The sequence below is a fragment of the Ruminococcus sp. OA3 genome, from assembly GCF_022440845.1.
GTDB lineage: Bacteria > Bacillota > Clostridia > Lachnospirales > Lachnospiraceae > Ruminococcus_G.
Genome location: NZ_JAKNTO010000001.1, coordinates 812,685 through 833,483 on the forward strand (window position 1 = coordinate 812,685; position 20,799 = coordinate 833,483).

At 46.8% G+C, this 20,799-nt stretch carries 21 protein-coding genes; 12 read left to right on the forward strand and 9 right to left on the reverse strand.

Features of this window, described 5'->3' with window-relative positions:
- From MCG98_RS03760 to lysS, 5 genes are all read left to right on the forward strand, one after another.
- Positions 1-984: a biotin--[acetyl-CoA-carboxylase] ligase gene (locus MCG98_RS03760; protein ID WP_240300496.1), complete on the forward strand. Its 984-nt coding sequence runs from the start codon at positions 1-3 to the stop codon at positions 982-984.
- Positions 985-1,003: 19 nt separating this feature from the next.
- Entirely contained in the window at positions 1,004-1,345 is a 342-nt protein-coding gene (locus tag MCG98_RS03765) for a DUF6145 family protein (protein ID WP_240300497.1), read from the forward strand.
- Positions 1,342-2,301 (forward strand): tRNA dihydrouridine synthase DusB, encoded by a 960-nt coding sequence (gene dusB, locus MCG98_RS03770; protein ID WP_240300498.1) that lies wholly within the window; start codon positions 1,342-1,344, stop codon positions 2,299-2,301. The genes MCG98_RS03765 and dusB overlap by 4 nt, the downstream gene beginning before the upstream one ends.
- 139 nt (positions 2,302-2,440) lie before the next feature.
- A complete protein-coding gene (gene greA, locus MCG98_RS03775) occupies positions 2,441-2,923 on the forward strand; it encodes a transcription elongation factor GreA (protein WP_240300499.1) in 483 nt (160 codons plus the stop codon).
- Between the two features lie 21 nt (positions 2,924-2,944).
- The gene (gene lysS, locus MCG98_RS03780; RefSeq protein ID WP_240300500.1) at positions 2,945-4,876 is read left to right on the forward strand and encodes a lysine--tRNA ligase; all 1,932 of its coding nucleotides are present in this window, start codon (positions 2,945-2,947) and stop codon (positions 4,874-4,876) included.
- A gap of 47 nt (positions 4,877-4,923) precedes the next feature.
- On the opposite strand, the gene MCG98_RS03785 is transcribed toward lysS, so the two are convergent.
- Genes MCG98_RS03785 through MCG98_RS03810 form a run of 6 tightly spaced genes read right to left on the reverse strand, consistent with a single transcriptional unit; the run spans position 4,924 to position 11,535 of the window.
- A complete protein-coding gene (locus MCG98_RS03785; RefSeq protein ID WP_240300501.1) occupies positions 4,924-5,190 on the reverse strand; it encodes a hypothetical protein in 267 nt (88 codons plus the stop codon).
- Between the two features lie 20 nt (positions 5,191-5,210).
- Entirely contained in the window at positions 5,211-6,644 is a 1,434-nt protein-coding gene (locus MCG98_RS03790; protein WP_240300502.1) for an ABC transporter ATP-binding protein, read from the reverse strand.
- Positions 6,641-7,372 (reverse strand): energy-coupling factor transporter transmembrane component T, encoded by a 732-nt coding sequence (locus MCG98_RS03795; RefSeq protein ID WP_240300503.1) that lies wholly within the window; start codon positions 7,370-7,372, stop codon positions 6,641-6,643. Before MCG98_RS03795 ends, MCG98_RS03790 begins: the two co-directional genes overlap by 4 nt.
- Positions 7,372-7,980, reverse strand: coding sequence for an MptD family putative ECF transporter S component (locus tag MCG98_RS03800; RefSeq protein ID WP_240300504.1), 609 nt, complete (start codon positions 7,978-7,980; stop codon positions 7,372-7,374). The genes MCG98_RS03795 and MCG98_RS03800 overlap by 1 nt, the downstream gene beginning before the upstream one ends.
- Before the next feature lie 11 nt (positions 7,981-7,991).
- Positions 7,992-9,734 carry an ABC transporter ATP-binding protein gene (locus MCG98_RS03805; protein ID WP_240300505.1) on the reverse strand — a complete coding sequence of 581 codons (1,743 nt, stop codon included), beginning with the start codon at positions 9,732-9,734 and terminating at the stop codon, positions 7,992-7,994.
- Positions 9,727-11,535, reverse strand: a complete 1,809-nt coding sequence (locus MCG98_RS03810) for an ABC transporter ATP-binding protein (RefSeq protein ID WP_240300506.1) — start codon at positions 11,533-11,535, stop codon at positions 9,727-9,729. The genes MCG98_RS03805 and MCG98_RS03810 overlap by 8 nt, the downstream gene beginning before the upstream one ends.
- 243 nt (positions 11,536-11,778) lie before the next feature.
- On the opposite strand from MCG98_RS03810, the gene MCG98_RS18940 reads away from it, so the two are divergent.
- Positions 11,779-12,762 (forward strand): AraC family transcriptional regulator, encoded by a 984-nt coding sequence (locus MCG98_RS18940; protein ID WP_240300507.1) that lies wholly within the window; start codon positions 11,779-11,781, stop codon positions 12,760-12,762.
- 104 nt (positions 12,763-12,866) lie between these two features.
- On the opposite strand, the gene MCG98_RS03820 is transcribed toward MCG98_RS18940, so the two are convergent.
- Both MCG98_RS03820 and MCG98_RS03825 read right to left on the reverse strand, forming a co-directional pair.
- A complete protein-coding gene (locus MCG98_RS03820; RefSeq protein ID WP_240300508.1) occupies positions 12,867-13,472 on the reverse strand; it encodes a hypothetical protein in 606 nt (201 codons plus the stop codon).
- A 29-nt stretch (positions 13,473-13,501) separates the two neighbouring features.
- A complete protein-coding gene (locus MCG98_RS03825; RefSeq protein ID WP_240300509.1) occupies positions 13,502-13,762 on the reverse strand; it encodes a hypothetical protein in 261 nt (86 codons plus the stop codon).
- A 256-nt stretch (positions 13,763-14,018) separates the two neighbouring features.
- On the opposite strand from MCG98_RS03825, the gene MCG98_RS03830 reads away from it, so the two are divergent.
- From MCG98_RS03830 to MCG98_RS03855, 6 genes are all read left to right on the forward strand, one after another.
- Entirely contained in the window at positions 14,019-14,915 is an 897-nt protein-coding gene (locus MCG98_RS03830) for an AraC family transcriptional regulator (protein ID WP_240300510.1), read from the forward strand.
- 212 nt (positions 14,916-15,127) lie between these two features.
- Positions 15,128-16,270, forward strand: coding sequence for a DUF4474 domain-containing protein (locus MCG98_RS03835; protein WP_240300511.1), 1,143 nt, complete (start codon positions 15,128-15,130; stop codon positions 16,268-16,270).
- Complete coding sequence (locus tag MCG98_RS03840) at positions 16,267-17,196, forward strand: metallophosphoesterase (RefSeq protein WP_240300512.1); 930 nt, start codon at positions 16,267-16,269, stop codon at positions 17,194-17,196. Before MCG98_RS03835 ends, MCG98_RS03840 begins: the two co-directional genes overlap by 4 nt.
- Positions 17,197-17,440: 244 nt before the next feature.
- Entirely contained in the window at positions 17,441-17,971 is a 531-nt protein-coding gene (locus MCG98_RS03845; RefSeq protein WP_240300513.1) for a dihydrofolate reductase family protein, read from the forward strand.
- Between the two features lie 80 nt (positions 17,972-18,051).
- Positions 18,052-18,171: a DUF4368 domain-containing protein gene (locus MCG98_RS03850; RefSeq protein ID WP_275891369.1), complete on the forward strand. Its 120-nt coding sequence runs from the start codon at positions 18,052-18,054 to the stop codon at positions 18,169-18,171.
- 234 nt (positions 18,172-18,405) lie between these two features.
- Positions 18,406-19,554 (forward strand): AI-2E family transporter, encoded by a 1,149-nt coding sequence (locus tag MCG98_RS03855; protein ID WP_240300515.1) that lies wholly within the window; start codon positions 18,406-18,408, stop codon positions 19,552-19,554.
- A gap of 57 nt (positions 19,555-19,611) precedes the next feature.
- Here MCG98_RS03855 and ald read toward each other — a convergent pair whose 3' ends face one another.
- On the reverse strand, positions 19,612-20,757 hold the full coding sequence (gene ald / locus MCG98_RS03860) for an alanine dehydrogenase (protein WP_240300516.1): 1,146 nt from the start codon (positions 20,755-20,757) through the stop codon (positions 19,612-19,614).
- Positions 20,758-20,799 lie beyond the last annotated feature (42 nt).

Consider the following 20,799-nt stretch of genomic DNA (forward strand, 5'->3'; position numbering starts at 1 on the left):
ATGAAATCAGAAATTTTAAAGGTGCTCAGGCAGAGCAGTTCGCATGTGTCCGGTCAGGAACTGTGTGAACGGCTGGGAGTATCCAGAACTGCAGTCTGGAAAAATATCCGGCAGCTGCAGGAAGAAGGATATCAGATAGAAGCCGTCAGAAACAAAGGCTACCGTATGGTCCAGGCGCCTGCAGATGTGTTCAACGCCAGTGAGATCAAGAGCCGGCTCGGGGAGAGCAGTCTGATCCAGGAAGTACTTTACAGAGCGGAGACGGACTCTACAAATACCTGGGCTAAACGTCTTGCGGAGGGGGGAAGCCCCTCCGGAACACTGGCTGTGGCTGACCGCCAGACACAGGGAAAAGGGCGCAGGGGGAAGGTGTGGAGTTCGCCGGAAGGCACCTCAGTATATATGACACTGCTGCTGCGGCCGGAAATTCTTCCGCAGTATGCGGCACCTCTGACACTTGTGATGGGACTTTCCGTAGCCCAGGCATTGGATGACACCCTGGGACTTTCGGCCGGGATCAAATGGCCGAATGATGTTGTGGTTTCCGGGAAGAAGATCTGCGGTATATTAACAGAGATGAGTGCCCAGATGGACTATGTGGACTATCTGGTAATCGGAACCGGAATTAATGTCAACACTCAGGTGTTTCCCGATGAGATAAAGGATATGGCTACTTCGGCGGCGGATCAGCTCGGACATATCGTATCAAGGGCTGAACTTGCTGCCTCCGTGATACGTTGTTTTGAAAAGAATTATAAAGTTTATCTTGACAGCTGCAGCCTGGAAGGACTGATGGAAGCCTATCGGGAAAAAATGATAAATTATAACCGTGAGGTTAAGGTTATGGGACCGGGCGAAGTGTTTGAAGGTGTGGCGAAGGGGATTAGCCCGTCGGGGGAACTTCTGGTTGAACGGAAGGACGGAAGTGTCACAGCAGTTTCAGGCGGCGAAGTATCGGTGCGGGGGCTTTACGGATACGTATAAAACCGAAGGAGGAATTGACGTGGGTTCAGAGGAAGTGGTGCTCTGCGGAGCGAGTGCCTACGAACAGAAATATTATTTTAATGAAGACTTTCAGTCTTTGCCGGAAGATATCAAAAATGAGCTTCATATTCTCTGCGTACTTTATACGGAGGATGTCGGCGGCATACTGATGTTAATCTTTGATGAAAACGGGTCATTGAATTTTAAGGTGGAATCTGCCGCGGGCGATGCCATGTTTGACGAGATTGGCAGTACCTTGAAGATCAAGGAGATTCAAAGGACGAAACAGGAACTGCTGGAATCACTGGAGACATACTACAGGGTGTTCTTTCTGGGAGAGGAGTGGGATGGACGGCCATGACACTTCGGATAGGTAAGCTGGTTTTTGAAAATCCACTGATCCTGGCCCCGATGGCAGGCGTAACAGACCTGCCATTTCGTCTGCTCTGCAAAGAACAGGGCGCCGGACTTCTCTGTACAGAAATGATCAGTGCAAAAGCCATTATGTATAAAAATAAGAATACTAAGGCACTGATGGAGATCGATCCGAAAGAGCGGCCGGTGTCGCTTCAGCTGTTTGGATCGGAACCGTCTGTGATGGGGCTGATCGCACGGCAGATTGAAGATCATCCTTTCGATATCCTGGATATCAATATGGGTTGTCCGGTTCCCAAGGTGGTAAATAATGGCGAAGGGTCAGCGCTTATGAAGGACCCTGCCAGAGTCAGAGAGATTGTTTCTGCAGTGGTGAAAGCGGTAAAAAAGCCTGTTACAGTGAAAATCCGCAAAGGCTTTGATGAGTCTCATGTAAATGCGGTTGACATTGCCAGAATTATAGAGGACTGCGGGGCGGCAGCCATCGCAGTACACGGGCGCACACGAGAGCAGTATTATTCCGGAAATGCCGACTGGGATGTCATCCGCCAGGTGAAGAACGCAGTATCCATTCCGGTCATCGGAAACGGCGATGTAAGCGATGCCGAAAGTGCGGGAAGGCTGGTGGCGGAGACCGGCTGTGACGGCATTATGATCGGACGGGCTGCGAGAGGAAATCCATGGATTTTCCGGCAGGTGAATGAATATCTGCAGCATGGAACCGTTATTTCCAAACCAACAAAAGAAGAAGTCAGGGATATGATCCTGAGGCACGCAAGACTCCAGATCGAGGTGAAGGGAGAGGATACGGGGATGCGTGAGATGAGAAAACATGTCGCCTGGTATACGGCAGGATTTCCACATTCCGCCAGGCTGCGCGGTATGGTCAACGAAATATCAACATTGGAAGAGCTGGAAGACATGCTGATGAATAAGTTTTAACGGATTGTTAAATATATACAGGTATGCTGCGTTTAGCAGATTCATATACTAAAAAATAAAACTTTAAATTCTTGACATTTACAGGGTATTCTTATATAATACTATGATTGTTAAGATGGTAATGAAAGGGTGCAGGAAAATGGAAGAAAAGAAAAACATATTAACATATGCGGGGTTGAAAAAGTTAGAGGACGAGCTTCATGACCTGAAGGTGGTGAAACGTAAAGAAGTAGCCGGGAAGATCAAAGAAGCGAGAGAGCAGGGTGACCTGTCTGAAAATGCGGAGTATGATGCAGCAAAAGATGAGCAGAGAGATATTGAAGCCCGTATTGAGGAAATTGAAAAAATCCTGAAAAATGCAGAGGTTGTCGTTGAGGATGAGGTAGATTATACGATGATCAGTGTTGGCTGCAAAGTGACGGTTCATGATATGGAGTATGATGAGGATATGGAGTTCCAGATCGTAGGATCTACAGAAGCAAACAGCCTTCAGGGAAAAATCTCAAATGAATCACCGGTTGGCAAGGCTCTGATCGGGGCGAAACAGGGACAGATCGTAGACGTTGAACTTCCTGCTGGCGTTATGCAGTATGAAGTATTAAATATAGAAAGAAATATCTAAGATAACAGAGGGGAAAAAGGTATGGCTGAACAGCAAAAGCAGGCACAGGAACAGGATGTTAACCAGTTATTAAAAGTTCGCCGGGAAAAATTACAGGCACTGCAGGAAAATGGTAAAGATCCGTTTGAAATTACAAAATATGATGTGACACATCACAGCATGGATATTAAAGATCAGTTTGAGGCGCTGGAAGGGAAAGAAGTTTCCGTTGCAGGCCGCGTCATGCAGAAGCGTGTAATGGGGAAAGCTTCTTTTTGCAACGTTCAGGATCTTCAGGGTACCATTCAGTCTTACGTGGCGAGAGACAGTATCGGTGAAGACTTCTACAAGGATTTTAAAAAGATGGATATCGGCGATATCGTCGGCATCAGGGGCGAAGTATTTAAAACGAAGACGGGAGAAATCTCCATCCACGCTTCCAGTGTGACGTTACTCTCCAAGAGCCTTCAGATTCTTCCGGAAAAATTTCATGGGCTGACAAACACAGATCTTCGCTACCGCCAGAGATATGTGGATCTGATCATGAACCCGGAAGTAAAAGATACCTTTGTCAAGCGCTCCCAGATCATTGCCAGCATCCGTAAATATCTGGCAGGGGAAGGTTTCATGGAAGTGGAAACGCCGATGCTTGTGGCAAACGCAGGCGGGGCGGCTGCGCGTCCGTTTGAGACGCATTTCAATGCGCTGGATGAAGATTTAAAGATGCGCATTTCACTGGAGCTTTATCTGAAACGTCTGATCGTGGGCGGCATGGAGCGCGTCTATGAGATTGGACGTGTATTCAGGAATGAGGGTCTTGATACGAGACACAATCCGGAATTTACGCTGATGGAGCTGTACCAGGCATATACAGACTATAACGGGATGATGGATCTTACGGAGAATCTATACCGTTACGTGGCACAGGAGGTTCTGGGGACCACGACCATCACCTACAATGGAATTGAGATGGATCTCGGCAAACCATTTGAGCGGATCACAATGGTGGATGCCGTAAAGAAGTATGCGGGCGTTGACTTTAATGAAATTCATACGCTTGAAGAGGCAAGAGCAGCAGCGGATGAGCATCATGTAGAATATGAGGACAGACATAAAAAGGGTGATATCTTAAGCCTCTTTTTCGAGGAATTTGCGGAAGAGCACCTGGTTCAGCCGACATTTGTCATGGATCATCCGATTGAGATCTCGCCTCTTACCAAGAAGAAACCGGAAAATCCGGAATACGTAGAACGCTTCGAATTCTTTATGAACGGGTGGGAGATGGCGAATGCCTATTCCGAGCTGAATGACCCGATCGATCAGAAAGAACGTTTTAAAGCTCAGGAAGAGCTTCTTGCACAGGGCGATGAGGAAGCTAATACGACAGATGAAGACTTTCTGAATGCGCTGATGGTCGGCATGCCCCCGACAGGCGGTATCGGCTTCGGCATTGACCGTATGGTAATGTTGTTGACGGATTCCGCGGCGATCAGGGATGTTTTGCTGTTCCCGACGATGAAGAGCATTGGAGGTTCTGAAACTTCTAAAAAAACAGAAAAGCCAGCTGAAAAGGCAGTCGAAGCAGCACCGGAAAAGATTGATTTTTCTAATGTAAAAATTGAGCCGCTTTTTGAAGAGATGGTAGATTTTGAGACATTCAGTAAGTCTGATTTCAGAGCTGTTAAGGTAAAAGCCTGTGAAGCTGTACCGAAGAGCAAGAAGCTTCTGAAGTTTATTCTTGATGACGGAACAGACGTAGAACGCGTGATTTTAAGCGGTATTCACGAGTATTACGAGCCGGAAGAGCTGGTTGGAAAGACTTGTATCGCAATCACAAACCTGCCGCCAAGACCGATGATGGGAATTGATTCCTGTGGAATGCTCATCTCTGCGGTTCACGAAGTGGATGGTCATGAAGGGCTGAATCTGCTGATGGTGGATGACCGGATCCCGGCAGGTGCTAAACTGTATTGATTCAAATTGACAAATAAGGTGGGGAAAATTTCAAGCGATGCATAATTTCATGCAGAGATAAAAAATTTTATAATGTGTGTATCAGGCCTTGAAAGGATGAAAATCTTTTCAGGGTCTTTTTGTCCGGGGAATCCCATATGGCCCTTTTCCAGCCCCAATGAGCTGCTAGTGAAAAATTGATGCTTCTCATAAAGTTGTTGTGCAATCCGCTGGCCCTGCTCTGTGAGGGGGATTGTGCCATCGTCCTTTTTCATCAGATACTCTTTTTTATACAGCTCTTTGACCGCTCGGCTGATGGATGATGTCAGAGGCAAATGGCAAATCTCCTTTCACTTTATATCTTCCGCATTATATTGCGGCAGTAACGTAATGTTCCCTGTTCGATATAGATCACACAGTCTGCTGCCTCTGCGATCAAATCCATATCATGCGTAATTAGCAGAATGCACCGCCCTTCCCTGGCAAGTTGCTTAAACAGTTTCACCGTCAGGCGCATATTGTATCCGTCCAGTCCACTGGTAGGTTCGTCGAATACCAATAGATTTTTCCTGCTTGCCGCTGCGATGGTTAGTAAAAGCCGCTGCTTCTGCCCGCCGGAAAGTGAGGCTGGATGCCGGTTTTGAAATTCATCCATTCCCATTTCCCGCAGCCTGCCCAAAGCGTCTTCTTTGAGAGAGGACGTTTCCTTTTTCCCGATGAAAAATTCGTCCAGAACGGTAGGTGCATAGAGCTGATAGTCAGAGTCCTGCTGCACGAAAAAGGAATTTCTTGTACGCTGTTTGCGCTTCAGGTATTCACCGTCGATCTGAACGGTTCCCATTGCCCGGTACAGGCCGGTGATGGTTCTGCAAAGGGTGGATTTTCCCGCGCCGTTAGGTCCGGCGATGGCAAGTATTTTACCGCTTCGTGCGGAAAAGGAGATCTCATCTAAAATTTGCCGTCCGTCCAGCATGCAGGATATTTCTGAAACTTGCAGGGTATCGTCCGGCTCTGACTGGAAGGCTCCGCCCACCTGAAAGGCCGGTGCGTCAAAAGGACGCAGCCCCATGCCGGTAAGCTGATCTTCCGAAAGCTTTAACGCCTCATCATGGCTGTAGATTGTTGAGAGCTCTCCGTTCTCCATTAAAACAAGCCGGTCAAAGGAATCCCGGACGTAATGGAAGCGGTGTTCCGACAGGACAATCGTATGTCCAGCCTCCTTCAGCCGGTAAAGCAATATGCCCAGCCGCACCATAGCGTTGCTGTCCAGATTGGCGGAGGGTTCATCCATCACAATTACCTTTGGCTCCATAGCACAGACCGAAGCAATGGCAAGTAGCTGCTTTTCCCCGCTGGACAGGGGAAAAATCCGCCGGTCCAGCAATCTTGCAATGTTCATTTGCGCACACACCGTTTTTACACGTTCATGTATAACTGTGCGTTCCAACGGGATATTTTCCATACCTAAAGCAATTTCGTCCGTCGTATTGGTGGCAAAAAACTGGCTGCGCGGATCCTGGAACACGCTGCCTGCCATCGTGCCCAGCTGATGAACCGGCATTTTGAGGGCGTCCTGCCCGTCTAAACGGTAGTTTCCCGTAAGCTTCCCCGGATAGAACTGCGGGCACAGCCCATTGAGCACCCGTGTCAGGGTTGTTTTTCCGCATCCGCTTTTGCCTGCCAGAAGGATTAGTTCCCCTTTCTTGACATGCAGGTTGATCCGGCGCAGCTGGCTGACTCCTTCACGACTATTCTCGTAGGTAAATGAGAGTTCGTTTAATTCAATCATAGGAAACCTCCTCGCTCAAGGGTAAAAACAAGCCCGGAAACAAGGAGCATCAGCACACAGCAGATGGCATCCCTCCATGTAAAGCGAATCGCACGGTAGCTCACCGTTTCTCCGGAAAAACGCACGCCCCGCACGGTCATAGAGGCGGAGAGTTCCTCCGCCACCTTTGTAGTGCGCAGGATCAGTGGGATAAGAATATATTCCACTGTAGAGGGAAGATGGATAAGCGTGCGAAACACGCCTGCCCCAATTCCCCGAAACCGCTGTGAGGAACGAATCGCCTGATACTCCCCGGATATGGTTGGAAAAAAGCGCAGCAAAATGGCCGTCGCGATTCCCATTGTTTTAGGCAAACGCAGCTTCTGAAAAGCTGCCATTAAGGATCCCGTCGGTTCCTGTGCAAGACGAGCTGCAAACGCAAGTGGGATGATCGCCTTGCGCCCCAGTATGCCAATGCTGGTCAGCATGGAACTGACAGAAAAGAGGATATCGTTTTCCACAAGCTTCACACCGGCCCAGGCAATCCCGGTAAAAATGAGATAACCTGTGAGATAAGAGAAAGCGCGGACGGCTTTTCCTGTAAAAAGGTGAATGAGAATGCAGCACAGGAATACACACAACCCGCCAAGCTCAGAATGAATCAGAATAATGGAAACAATTCCTGTCAGACAAAGCAGCAGCCATGTACGGGGATCCTGTCCACAGTGCTCCTGTTTTTCATCAGCCATTATGCAACTCCGGCAGGCTTAAAGTGTTTGTCCAGCATCTTCATTCCCAATAAGTAGCCGGTAATGGACAGGATTGCCGCTGCCACCAATGCAATTGCAATATTTTGGGGAGCCAGCCAAAAGCCCTCAATGGATGCAATTGCCGCATCTGCCGACGCTGTATCCATCCCCATATTCACATAAGCCTGCACCATGCTGTCGCGGAACAAAAGCAGGGTCAGTGTGCTGCCCATGGAATTGAGCATCCAGGTAAGAACATGGGGGATCGCCTGCCGGACTTTTTTTCCGTATCCGCCGATCATGATCAGCTCATTGCTCACGGCCAGAATGGCGAAGAACAAAAAGACGTAGACGCTGCCGGAGAACAGGAAATACAATCCATACATAAACGGAATGATGAACTGCGTGCCAATCTTCTGACACTTTTTAATCAACAGAACGTAGATAATGCCGTTAATTAAGCCGGCAAGCCCAGGCACGAGAAAATAGACCAGTTGCAAATTCGCTGCAAACGGCATGGCGATTACAACGGCAATGGCGGTTTCCACACAGGCCAGAAGCAGTACGATGACAAATTCCCTGAGACTTAAAAATTTTGACTGTTTCATTGAATACCCTCCTAGGATTGTTTGAATGTATAGTTTCCAGCTTGATTCTGCAATCCCCACAGCCGGGCATAAAGGCCATCCTGTCCGGCAAGCTGGTCATGGGTTCCTTTCTGCAAGATTTTCCCATCCTGAAGGACAAGAATCTGCTTCGCACCCCGTACAGTTTTCAAACGGTGTGCGATCATGACGACGGTGCGTTCTTTTGAGATTTCATCCAGCGCCTTCTGCACCATGGCCTCATTGTCGGCGTCCAGGGAGGCAGTGGGTTCATCCAGGAGCAGAATCGGTACGTCCTTCAAAAAAGCTCTGGCCAAAGAAATCCGCTGCCGTTCTCCACCGGAAAGCGTGGCGCCTCCTTCTCCTACCATGGTGTCGTACCCTTCTGGCAGGACGGAGATGAATTCGTGGCAATGCGCTTTTTTGCAGGCTTCCACCATCAGTTCTTCCGTAATGGCCTCATTGCCGAAGCAGAGGTTTTCCCGGATGCTTCCCCGAAACAGATAGGCGTTCTGCATCACCATGGAAATATGAGTAAGCAGGCTGTCTGGCTGGATTTCTTTCATGTCCCTGCCATTCATTCGGATATGGCCGCCCTGGTTATCCCAAAAACGGGCCATCAACCGCAGTAGTGTGGATTTCCCGCTGCCAGAAGGTCCTACCAGGGCGGTGAGAAAGCCGGGTGGCGTGTTGAAAGATACATCTTGAATGACATTCGCACCCTCTCCGTAGCGGAAGGATACATTCTCAAACTGATAAGCTGTCGCTTTTTTGATGTTTTCCTCACCAGGAGGCTCAGCGGCGGTCATCACCTTATCCAGCCGTTCTCCAGATGGTGTCATTCCCCGCAGGGCAGAGATGCTGGTGACAACCATCAGCACCGGCTCGGTAAGCTTTGTTGCAAGAATTAAAAATCCCGCAAAATCCAGTACAGATAAGGTCCCCCTCATCAACAGGTAAAATCCAACCGCTGCAGTCACCGGGACTATAAATTTCACCAGTGAAGCGCACAGGGTGGACAGGCTGCCTGCTACGGCCTCATCCTTCAGCGATTCGTCTCGCAGGTTGCGCATGGAGGCTTCCAGAGATTCAAAGCCGCTGCCCGTGCGGTGGTATGCCTTCAAATCCTTCATGCCATGGAGGTATTCATTGAGCTGTGTTGCCGCCTTCGTTTTTGCAGCCATCACTCGACGGCTGTGTTTTTCTTTTACCCGTGCAATAACCAGCATGAGCAGCGCACAGATGGGCAGCATGGCAAACATGGCAAGCCCCATGCGCCAGTCATAAACACAGATCCACACAATGGAAACCACCAGCAGCAGCCCTACACCAAGAGGATAGGGCAACCAGTAACACAGGGTATATTCCACATTGGCAAAATCACTGGCAAAAGAACTGATGAGTTCCCCGGACTCCTTCGACGAGAAAAAGCCCAGCGGCTGCCGGCGCAGCTTTTGGATATAGGCGATGCGTTTATCAGCAGTGTCCCGGTAAGCACGGCCATATGTAAAGTAATAGGAGATGATTTCCACAGCGTATTGCACAAGTACATATCCAAGACTGACAGCCGCCAGCCTGATGAGCAGGGATAAATCAAGCGTATAGGGCGGAAAAAACACCTGACCCAGCGTGTAAATCGCCATATAGGCAAGCACTGCGGGAATCATACTGCATGCCTGGGAAAGAAAGAGCCACAGCGTCGGCTGGAGAATCTCTCTGGGCTTGTGAAAGGTAAACTGCCGGATCATGTTAAGCATGTGCCATTCCTCCTTTCATCTGCCAGGACTCGGTCTCATTTTGGATGGCCCACAGGTGAGCGTACGATCCCTTCTTTTTCAAGAGTTCTTTGTGCGTACCGCTTTCTACGAGATGCCCGCTGTCCAGCACAAAAATGCAGTCCGCATCCTGGATGGAGTACAGGCGGTGGGCAATCATCAGCACAGTCTTGCCGCGAAGCAGCTCTGCCATGCCTTCCCGGAGAGCCAGCTCGTTCTCAGCGTCGGCGAAGGCCATGGCTTCATCCAGCACAACAATGGGGGCATCCTTTAAGATGGCGCGAGCGATGGCGATGCGCTGTGCCTCGCCGCCGGATAGCTTGTGCCCGCCATCGCCCAGCTTTGTGTCGTAACCCTCCGGGAAGCTCTGGATAAATTTGTGGCACCGGGCGGCCTTTGCGGCGCGCTCTACTTCTTCACGGCTCACATTTCGATGCATGGCGATATTGTCGTAAGCGGTTTCTGCGAAGATGTAGGTGTCCTGGAACACAAAGGATACCGTTTCCATCAGCGCCTTTGTGGTATAATCCCGAATGTCTTTTCCACCAATGGAAATGCTGCCGCTCTCCACATCCCAAAACCGGGCTAAAAGCTGTCCCGCCGTAGATTTGCCGCCGCCGGAAGGGCCTACAAGGGCGACAAAGCTGCCTGCAGGGATCTGCATATTGATATGTTGAAGCGCCATACGGCGCAGGGGATCCGCCGCCTTCTGATAGGAAAAGCTCACATCATGGAACGAAAGGTCTGTACGAACGGGTACGATTTCGCAAGTTCCCTCTGCCACAGGTTCCATCTTCATGATATCGTCGATCTGATCCATCCGCACCGCAAGATTCCGCAGATCAGCCCCAAATTCCACCAGCTCCATCAGGGGATTGATGACGGCAGGGCCTACGATCAGGAACATCAAAAGTTCCATGATTAAATTGTGGTCTCCCGGATTCAGATACAGCAGTAAGCAGCCAATAGCAAGGATGAATGCCAGCACAGAGAGTGTGATGGTCTTATATGCTCCATAAATTGGCGTGACCCTTTTCAAATACGCCAGCCAATGCCTGCGGTTTTTCTCTACAACCCCGGTCAAACGCTGTGCGGCGGTCTCCGGACGACCAAATATTTTTTCCTCCTCCATACCGGATACATACTCCGAAAAGGCTGCGTCCAATTCGGTAGAGGAACGGTTCAAATCCGTCCAGACTTTCTGTCCCCGTTTCCCGCCAAATGCTGAAAACTGAATAACAAAAGCAACAGCCAGGGCGATGATAATGGTAAGTGTAAGCGGTATGTTGATGGAAAACAGCAGTACCCCCAAAGCAGACAGCAGTGCGCCAGCCCCCACAAGATTGGACACGTCGTGAGCAATGATGTTTTCCATTTTTTCAATGTTGTCGTTCATGGTCTTTTGCACTGCTCCCGCCTGGCCGCCCGTGAAAAAGCCGAGATTCAGCTTTCCCATATGATTCAGAATGCGCATCCGCAGGCCATACAGTGCATGAAATGCACAGGCATGACACACAAAGCTTCCGATGATGGAAAGCGCGATGCCAACTGTGATACTGATTAGGATGATACCAGCCCAAAGCCACACAGTGGACAAATCAGCCTCCATACCGTTCAAAGACGCTTCCAGGAAAATTTTCACAATCCGGTAGACCGCGTAATAGGGAACGCCTGATAGCAAAACACTGACAGAAGAACATGCCACACCCAAAACATATCGGGCGGAACCGCAACGGGCAGTGTGAAACACCCGGAAGACGGCATTTTTCGTTGTCTCTTTCATAGTTCTCCTTTCTCTGCCCCGCCGATAGAAAGCAGCGAGAGACAGATATAAATTCACATAGTTAGTAAACGCTAACCACCGTTTATTATGAAAGAGAAAGTCTTTGCCGTCAAGCTGCTCTCAAGTGCCTTAAAAAGAGTTTCCAGGAAGTCACACACCTTGATTTCTTGCTGTTTATCTGGTATAGTTCATCTTGTCAGTTAGTTTTGACTAATAAAATTTTGTGCCAAAATAGAAAGGCGTGTGCCAATTCAGCACACGAATGATAGCATGGTTACGATACACAATGTAGATGAAACCCTTATGTTCTATGCGTCCCTCGGCGCAACACAGAGAGAAACGGGAAACGGCTCCTGGTTTACTTTTCCGGATCGAACTTCCTATGTTCGGTTTTGGGGGGATCTGCACGGCTTTTGCGTGGCGTCTGTCGATTTTACTTTTCCAGAGGATATGATTACCAGGTCTCAGTTCCATGAGCGGTATATTGGGGTCAGCTTCACAGAAGAAGGCAGCGTCATAACCTATAACCGGAAAACAGAAATCCGGGAGTCCCGTACAGGCGCGGACTGCTATGTGTTTAATTCTCCGTCGCCGCTGTTTATGAAAATATCCGGCGGCCAGCGTCTCCGGTTTCGCGGGATGTACTTTCAGGAATCCTTTTTTAGGGAGAACGGCATCCGGTTATACGATAGCTTTTGGGAAGATGCGAAGCGATCCATCACTTGTAATGCAATCCATTCCCCGGAGCTTCTTTCTATTTTTCAACGGATTGAAAAATGTTCCCTGACAAGCGAAGCCTTCCGGATTTGGATGCGGGGCCAGGGAATGGCTGCTACCGGGCATCTTTTGGATTTGGTACAGCGCTGCACTGCTGCTCCTCCTGTTTATCTAAGTGAGGAGGACATCGCTGCCGTCGCAAAAGCCAAGCAGATCATCCAGGACAACATTGTCGGCATTCCCACCATCCTGGAGCTCTGCAAAAGGGTTGCCCTGAATAAAAACAAGCTCCAGAAAGCATTTCAGTTGACGGAAGGGAAAAGTATTGGGGAATATATTCGGGCACTGCGGATGGAACTTTCCTTGGACCTTTTGGAAAAGAGCGATATGACCATGCAGGAGATCGCCAAAGCTGTCGGCTGTCAAAGCATATCGAACTTTTACCATACCTTTCGGCAAAAGTTTGGGGAAACGCCGCAGGCAGTTCGGAAAATGCTTCAAAAAAATTAAGTAAAATACACGTAACACTTCCGATTGTCTTTGCCATGATGACCTTCGTTACGGAACCTCAATATATGTGACGGTGTCTTTTTGTATGCAGAAATCAGGAACAATTAATGAGAAACAGCAAACAGTCTCCAGGTGACCGTCTGGGTAAATAACTGCACCAGAGGACCGATTCCGAAGGCGAGCAAGATGGTCCCGATATTGACTGGACCGTGAAACAGTACAGCCAAGACTGTCACGGGGATATCTGATAACACTCTCAGCATAAATGCGTTTTTCTTCAGACGGTCGCTGATTATGAAGGAAAAACAGTCGTAAGGAACCATGCCCAGATTGCATCCCATATAAAGGGACAGACCAAAAGCATAGATTAGCATTCCGGCTATAAATATGAGGATTCTGATCATCCAGGGGGAAAAATCAAATGCCCGGATATCGGACAGAAACCAGTTAAAGAACTGAAGAAAATATCCGTAAAATACCATTGGAATAATGGTTCCGATTCCCAGATACTGTTTATTCATAAGATAGATGAATACCGCGATTGCCAACTGGATGCATAAAGTTACAGTTCCCAGAGAAATACAAAAACTGACCGATAAACCCGCACAAAAGGCATTAAAAGGGTCGATTCCCAGAGCGGTATTATTACATAATGAAGTTCCAAATGCTACAATCAGTATTCCACACGTCAATATAAAAATTTTTTTCATACAACTCCTATAGTAAAACCCTCTGTATATCAGCAGTCTGTTTCCAGCAAACCGTAACGAGCCAAAGAGTCACTGAACAGACGCATTTCTATGGGATCCAGGATTCGGGGACAAAGACGCCACTCCTTTTTTGGACTGTGTAAGATGATACGGATAAAGTTGTGGGCATCTGTCGTAAATGTATCAGTGCTCATCGTTCCGTAGAAGCCAAAAGTGTGTATCAGTTTCAGATAGTTCCAGCCGTCTGCCAGACTGGTGATATGGATTTTAAAAGTTTTATTTTGGAACATACGATCACCTCCGTGAATTTATTTTTTATGAAGTTATTATAATTCAGATTGTGCAGCTCCATTAGAGGGTTTTGCGACGAAAAATATTAAGATCAGGACTTTGCATAATAAAAAATAATCGGGTAAATCGTAATACAGGTAAAAAAAGTATAAAAATTGAGACGAAAACATGTGCAAAAAAGACCATTATATGTGTTGCAGCAAAAGAGAATTAGTGATATATAAGAAGTAATCATGTAACGAACGGGGTGAAAACATGCTTTTGATTGACAGGTTTGATATTAATGAAAACGACAAAGAAATTCTGCCTATCAGTACGGATGAATCCCCCTTTGTCTGTAAATATGCGGAAAGAGATTATTTTATAAATGAAGGGGCACCCTGGCACTGGCATAATGCTTTTGAGATCTCATATGCCGCAGAAGGTGAGATTGAACTGCAGACACCGGAGGCCGTGGCACATATTGTCAAAGGGGATGTGATATTTGTTAATTCGGATGTCATGCATACAAGTAAGGTCAGTGATGATGTCAAGATCTACACGTATTTGTTTGATATGCATTTTTTATCAGGGATGTATAACAGCGTATTGGAACAGAAATATTTCCATCCCATATTGAAGTGCAGAGATCTTCAGATGGTGAAAATTCATCCTGATAATCCAAGAGGTATCAGTATGGTGGACAAAATGATTCAGGCTATCGATTTCGTAAAAGAGGAGGGGTTTGGCTATGAGTTTGAGATCAGAAATGTGCTGAGCCAGTTTTGGTGCATGCTTCTGGAGGAGACCAGAGAAATCAGAAGCCGAAGCAGTGAAAAAAATGACCTGGACGGCGAGCGAATTAAAACAATGATCAGCTTTATCCACCGGCATTATATGGACAGGATCAGCGTGGATGATATTGCACGTGCCGCAAGTATCAGTAAAAGAGAATGTTCGCGTTGTTTTCAGCGTTGTATCCGAAGGTCTCCTGGTAATTATCTGTGTGATTTCAGGATTTATATGGCTGCCCAGATGTTGCTGCGGACTAACGACACGGTGACGGAAATCTGTGAAAAATGTGGTTTCAGTTCTGACAGTTACTTTGGAAAAGTATTCCGTGAAACCATGAATGCTACACCGAGAGATTACAGGATGAGCATTAAAAAATAAGCTTTTGCTGATATTCTAAGCCAACCGGACCGGAAATGTAACCAAACAAAAATGGTCGAATAAAATGTATTAATAATGAGAAAGGAACATTTATTGTGTTGGCGATTATTATAATAATTTTTGCTATTTTAATTATATTGGCAATAGTTTTTACAGTATGGCGGATCAGATCCCGGCGTTTCCGCCCTGGTACTGACCTGCTGAAAAAGCAGATGGATCTGAATGCAGATCTTGAAGAAGCAGGATTTGCATATGAAATGAACGGTGACTATTTTTATTCACTGATGAACTGCTGGCAGAGGGAAGTTGGATACTGCCGTCTCTATGATGAGGCAGCGCCTCTGTTTAACATGATCATGGACTGTGAACCTGTTACATTTTCTTACGGGGGAAAACGATGGCTGATTGAATTATGGAAGGGACAATACGGTATTACAACCGGAGGTGAGATTGGCGTATATAATACAGAACGTGAGGACATTGAAGATAATAAATTCAAAGGAACCTTTTATGAAAATATTGGAGATGACGAAAGACTTGGTCTTTCTTTTGTCCTGAAAAAAAACGGAAAAGCAATATTGCGCCGTAAAGATCTGCACTGGTGGCTTACTGGATTTAAACTGGGAGAATTTTCGGAACCAAATGCGCTTACAATGGATGCAGCGATAACGTTTCCCGATCGTCAGATGAGAGATGCGTTTACAGACAGTTTAATGAGAATTGGTTACGGCAGACATGAGTTTTCGGTACGTATGAAAACAGTTTCTATTCATTATACAAAACCACATTCCCCTCAGACTGAATCCAGAAATAAGGTGAGGGCGGCAATTGTACAGAAGACAAACCACAGTAACTGTTATCTTTATGAGACGGCGACCAGGGAATACAGTCATACACTTGATAAGCTGGAATATATTAAGGCTATGGTGCCGGAACTATACACGCTGTTTATGGATTCGCTGTATGCAAAAGGTATATATGAAGCATTTGGCTGGATAAAAGACTGGCTGGGTGATAAAAAACCGCATCCGGGCCCGAAACCACCGCGTCCACCCGAGCCGCCAGAACCGCCGTGTTTGCCGTGTCCGCCATGCCCGCCAGAACCGCCGTGTTCGCCGTGTCCGCCGTGCCCGCCGTGTCCGCCAAAACCCCTGTGCCCGCCAGAGCCTGAATGCGAACCTTGCAGGCCGACCCATCACTGCAGGCCGTGTCACTCCTGTGAGCCCTGCCCGCCAAGGCGCGAGCACAATGATTGCAGGCACATGTCGGTAGATTCCCATGATGATATCCCGGAGCGGCAAGTGCTTGAAGAACAGACACGGGAAAACTCATGCTGCGACGGTAATGACAAATGACTTCCCTGCAGTGTGCGTCGACAAAATCGGTGAGGCTAAAACTTGACAAAGTCTATGAAAATGCAAAAGTCGTACCGTTTGATTCTCATTCAAAGCTCGTCATTATGAGTGACTGTCACAGGGGACAAGGAAATGCAGCGGATAATTTCCTGGCCAATCAGGCGGTATGCTTTGGGGCACTGGAGTACTATTTTCAAAATATGTTCACCTATATTGAACTGGGAGACGGAGATGAATTGTGGGAAAACAGACGGTTAAAAGTCATTACTGAAGTTCACAGTGATATTTTTTGGATATTATCTAGATTCTATGAACAAAATAGACTTTATATGCTCTATGGAAACCATGATATTGTAAAACGCCGGAAAGGTTATATGAACCAGCATTGCAATTGCTACTACTGTGAATCATCACACAGAGAGCTGCCGCTTCTGCCGGGAATTAACGCTTTAGAAGGATTAATCCTGCGCAGTGAGGATGGCAAAGAGGAACTGTTCCTGGCGCACGGGCATCAGGGAGATTTCCTCAATGATACGCTCTGGCCGCTTGCACGGTTTTTAGTGCGGTATTTCTGGAGGCGAATGGAACTGATCGGATTTTTAGATCCCACAGGTTCCGGCCGGCCCAGAAAGGCAAAAGAACGGGTGGAGAAGAGACTGGTGTCATATACGAGAGAAAGAGGCAGGATATTAATCGCAGGCCATACACACAGGCCGGTGTTTTCACGGCCGGAAAACGGGCTTTATTTTAACTCTGGAAGCTGTGTACATCCGCGATGCATTACTTGTATAGAAATTGAAAACAATGAGATTTCTCTGGTCAAATGGTCCGTACGGGCAGGGGAAGACCGGATACTGAAGGTAGAACGGGAGGTTCTGGAGGGACCCGTATCTCTTGAACGCTACTGTCAGATGGATAAAATGTAGAAAATCCCGGATACAGGCTTAACGCAGTGATGTTAAGCCTGTATTTTGAGTTTTGGGATCCGGGGGCACTGACCGGATCGGTATCGAATGGCAGTATAAACACCTTTCCAAAGCAGTGATGGTGAAACTGATTACTCTATTGATAAAATTATTTATGAGATACCAGAAGATCTAATTAAAGGAAAAAATAATAACTATAACTTCCAGTTTGTAACATCATAAGAAAACAAGAGATGAGGAAATAATGAGAAAAATAATTTTATTTATTGCTATGAGCCTTGATGGATATATCGCAGACAGTAATGGCGGAGTGGCTTGGCTAAACGGTCATGGAAATGACCATGAAAATATTGACACCTATGCAGAATTTACAAAAGATATAGATACCGTTTTAATGGGGTGGAATACTTATCATCAGATTGTTACCGAGCTTTCTCCAAAAGAATGGGTGTATCATGAATTTACAACTTATGTATTGACACATAAAGAGTATCATTCTTCTAAACAAATTCGTTTCACAAGTGAAAATCCTGTTGTATTGTTGGAACGGCTGAAAAAAGAAGCAGGAAAAGACATTTGGATTTGTGGCGGAGCAAATGTTGTGCAGCAGTTAGCAAGCAAAAACCTAATTGATAAATATTACATTTCGGTTATTCCTACTCTGTTGGGAAATGGAATTCGCCTTTTTGGCAACATGGAAAACGAAATAAAACTAAAACTTTATAAAACTCAGACTTATAACGGTATAACTGATTTGATTTATGTTCGTAGATAAATGTTAAAGAATTAAAGCAGGAAATGACTGGTGCGGAGAAGTGGATAGACTGAATCAAGGAAAATGCCGTATCAAAGGAACTGACGCAGTTAAATACCATGATTAAGAAAATCTTCATTCACGCACCAGAGATAGACGAGAACGGCGAGAAGACACAGGAAATCGGGATATACTATCGTTTCATTGGGAAAATTGACTGATCCCTGTGCAGCGATTGGTTTACATATTTTGTTATCCAGAATGGTATTTTTGAACGAATTGCTGATCTGACCTGTTTTAAAGATACCTTTTCGTATCTTCTGACAGAGCAGGAGGCTTTAGGTGTCTGGAAGCAGAATTATAAGCATGCTTTTTGAATGTTGTCTTTTATACCGTTCTGCTTTATAATTGTGATAATGATTTATATCATTAAAAAAAGAAAAACGAGGTAGAGTATGGAGCTAAACAAAGAGACGCTTAAGAAACTGAGGGGGTTAATACTGTTTACTGCACTTCTTGTGGTAGTGCTGGTCAACTATAAAGCGGCATTCCGCCTGATCGGACTGGGCTTTAATATCCTGTTTCCGTTTATCCTGGGAGGAGGCATGGCATTCATCATCAATGCACCCATGCAGTTTTTTGAACGCCATCTTTTTGGCAATAAAAAAATGAAAGACAGAAAGTGGGCAAGGAAAGTGGCCCGTCCGGTCAGCCTGCTGACCTCGCTGCTGCTTGTTGTGGCTGTCATACTGGTAGTTATTTTCATCGTGGCACCTGAGCTTGGCAAGACTTTTGTGAGTCTTGGGAAAACGATATCCGATTTCATTCCGGAAATGCAGGATTGGGTAGAGGAATTGTTTAACGGAAATCCAGCCGTAGTATCATGGGTGCAGGAACTGAAATTTGACTGGAATAAAATAATTTCCACCGCTGTTGATTTCCTGAAGAGCGGCGCCGGTGATGTGCTGAACTCTACGTACTCTATCGCAAAATCACTGATCAGTGGCCTGGCTACGTTCTTTATCGGCTTTGTGTTTGCATGTTATATTGTACTGCAGAAGGAGAAACTGAGCGTTCAGGTTCAAAAGGTGCTCTATGCACTGCTGAAGGAAAAGACAGTTAACCGGGTTTTGCAGGTGTCAGGCCTGTGTTACCGGACATTTTTAAACTTCCTTACGGGTCAGTGCGTGGAAGCTGTGATCCTGGGGAGCATGTTCTTTGTTGTTATGAGTGTTCTGCAGTTCCCCTACGCACTGCTGGTTGGAATTCTTATAGCATTTACCGCGCTGATACCGATCTTCGGGGCATTTATCGGATGCGTGATCGGCGCATTTTTGATTCTTATGGTCAGTCCGGTCAAGGCACTGGCCTTTGTGATCATGTTCCTGGTTCTCCAGCAGATTGAAGGAAACTTCATTTATCCTCATGTAGTTGGGAATTCAGTCGGACTTCCCTCGATCTGGGTCCTGGTGGCTGTATCTCTGGGCGGAAGCCTGATGGGAATTGCGGGTATGCTGATCTTTATTCCCGCCGCGTCGGTGATCTACTCACTGTTCCGGGGGTTCATCATCAGCCGTTTAAAAAAGAAAAATATCATGGTATAGACAGACAGGGAGCCCCTCAGGCCATTTTGGCTTTTGGGGCTCCCTGTTCAAGCTATATCAGGAAACTTTTAAAGAAGTATAAGAGGCTTTATCCATAAGTTCTCTGGCTTCGGAGAAGTCCAGGTTCAATGCTTCAGCTACTCCGGCATACGTACATTTTCCGGCGTAGGTATTGACTCCCTGATATAAGCAGGGATCCAGGAGTGCCGCTTTTTCGCAGCCGTTTCTGGCGATCGACAGACCATGGTTAAGTGTCGTGCTTGTCAGAGCCAGCGTGGAAGTTCTGGGTACAGCTCCCGGCATGTTCGCCACACAGTAGTGAACGATTCCATCTACTTCAAATATCGGATCTTCATGGGTGGTTGCGTGTGTTGTCTCAATGCATCCCCCCTGATCTACAGCCACATCTACCACCACGGCCCCCTTTTTCATCAACTTCAGATCTTCTTTTCTGACCAGTTTAGGAGCAGCACGGCCCGGAAGAAGGACAGCGCCGATGACAAGGTCAGCATCAGCAATTTCTGTCTGAATATTAGGGGCTGTGCTGTATAATGTCTGAACTCTGCTTCCAAAAATATCATCAAGGTAAGCCAGACGGGACGGGCTGACATCCAGAATGGAGACATCCGCGCCCATGCCTACTGCAATTTTGCAGGCATTTGTTCCTACATTACCGCCCCCCAGGATTACGATCTTTCCCTTTTTTACGCCCGGAACGCCGGATAATAAAATACCGCATCCGCCGAAAGTTTTTTCAAGATATTTTGCACCTTCCTGAATAGAAAGACGTCCTGCGATTTCACTCATCGGCTGGAGGCATGGTAATCCACCCTTCGGTCCCACGATTGTTTCATATGCAATAGACTTCACTTCATTTTTCAATAATGCTTCTGTCAATGGGGCATCTGCAGCCAGATGCAGATACGTATAGAGGATCAAATCTTTGCGAAGATACTGATATTCACTGCTGATCGGTTCTTTTACTTTTATGATCATGTCCGCAGAATTCCATACGGAAGCAGCATCAGGATAAATCTTCGCACCGGCTGTGCGATATTCTTCATCAGTGAACCCGGAACCCGTCCCTGCATTTGTTTCGACGATTACCTGATTTCCGTCCTGCACATAAGCCTTCACGCAGTTTGGAGTCAGCCCAACACGAAATTCGTTGTTTTTAATTTCTTTTACCAATCCTACAATCATCTTTGATACACTCCTTTTTCTTTATTATAATATGGTTTTGCT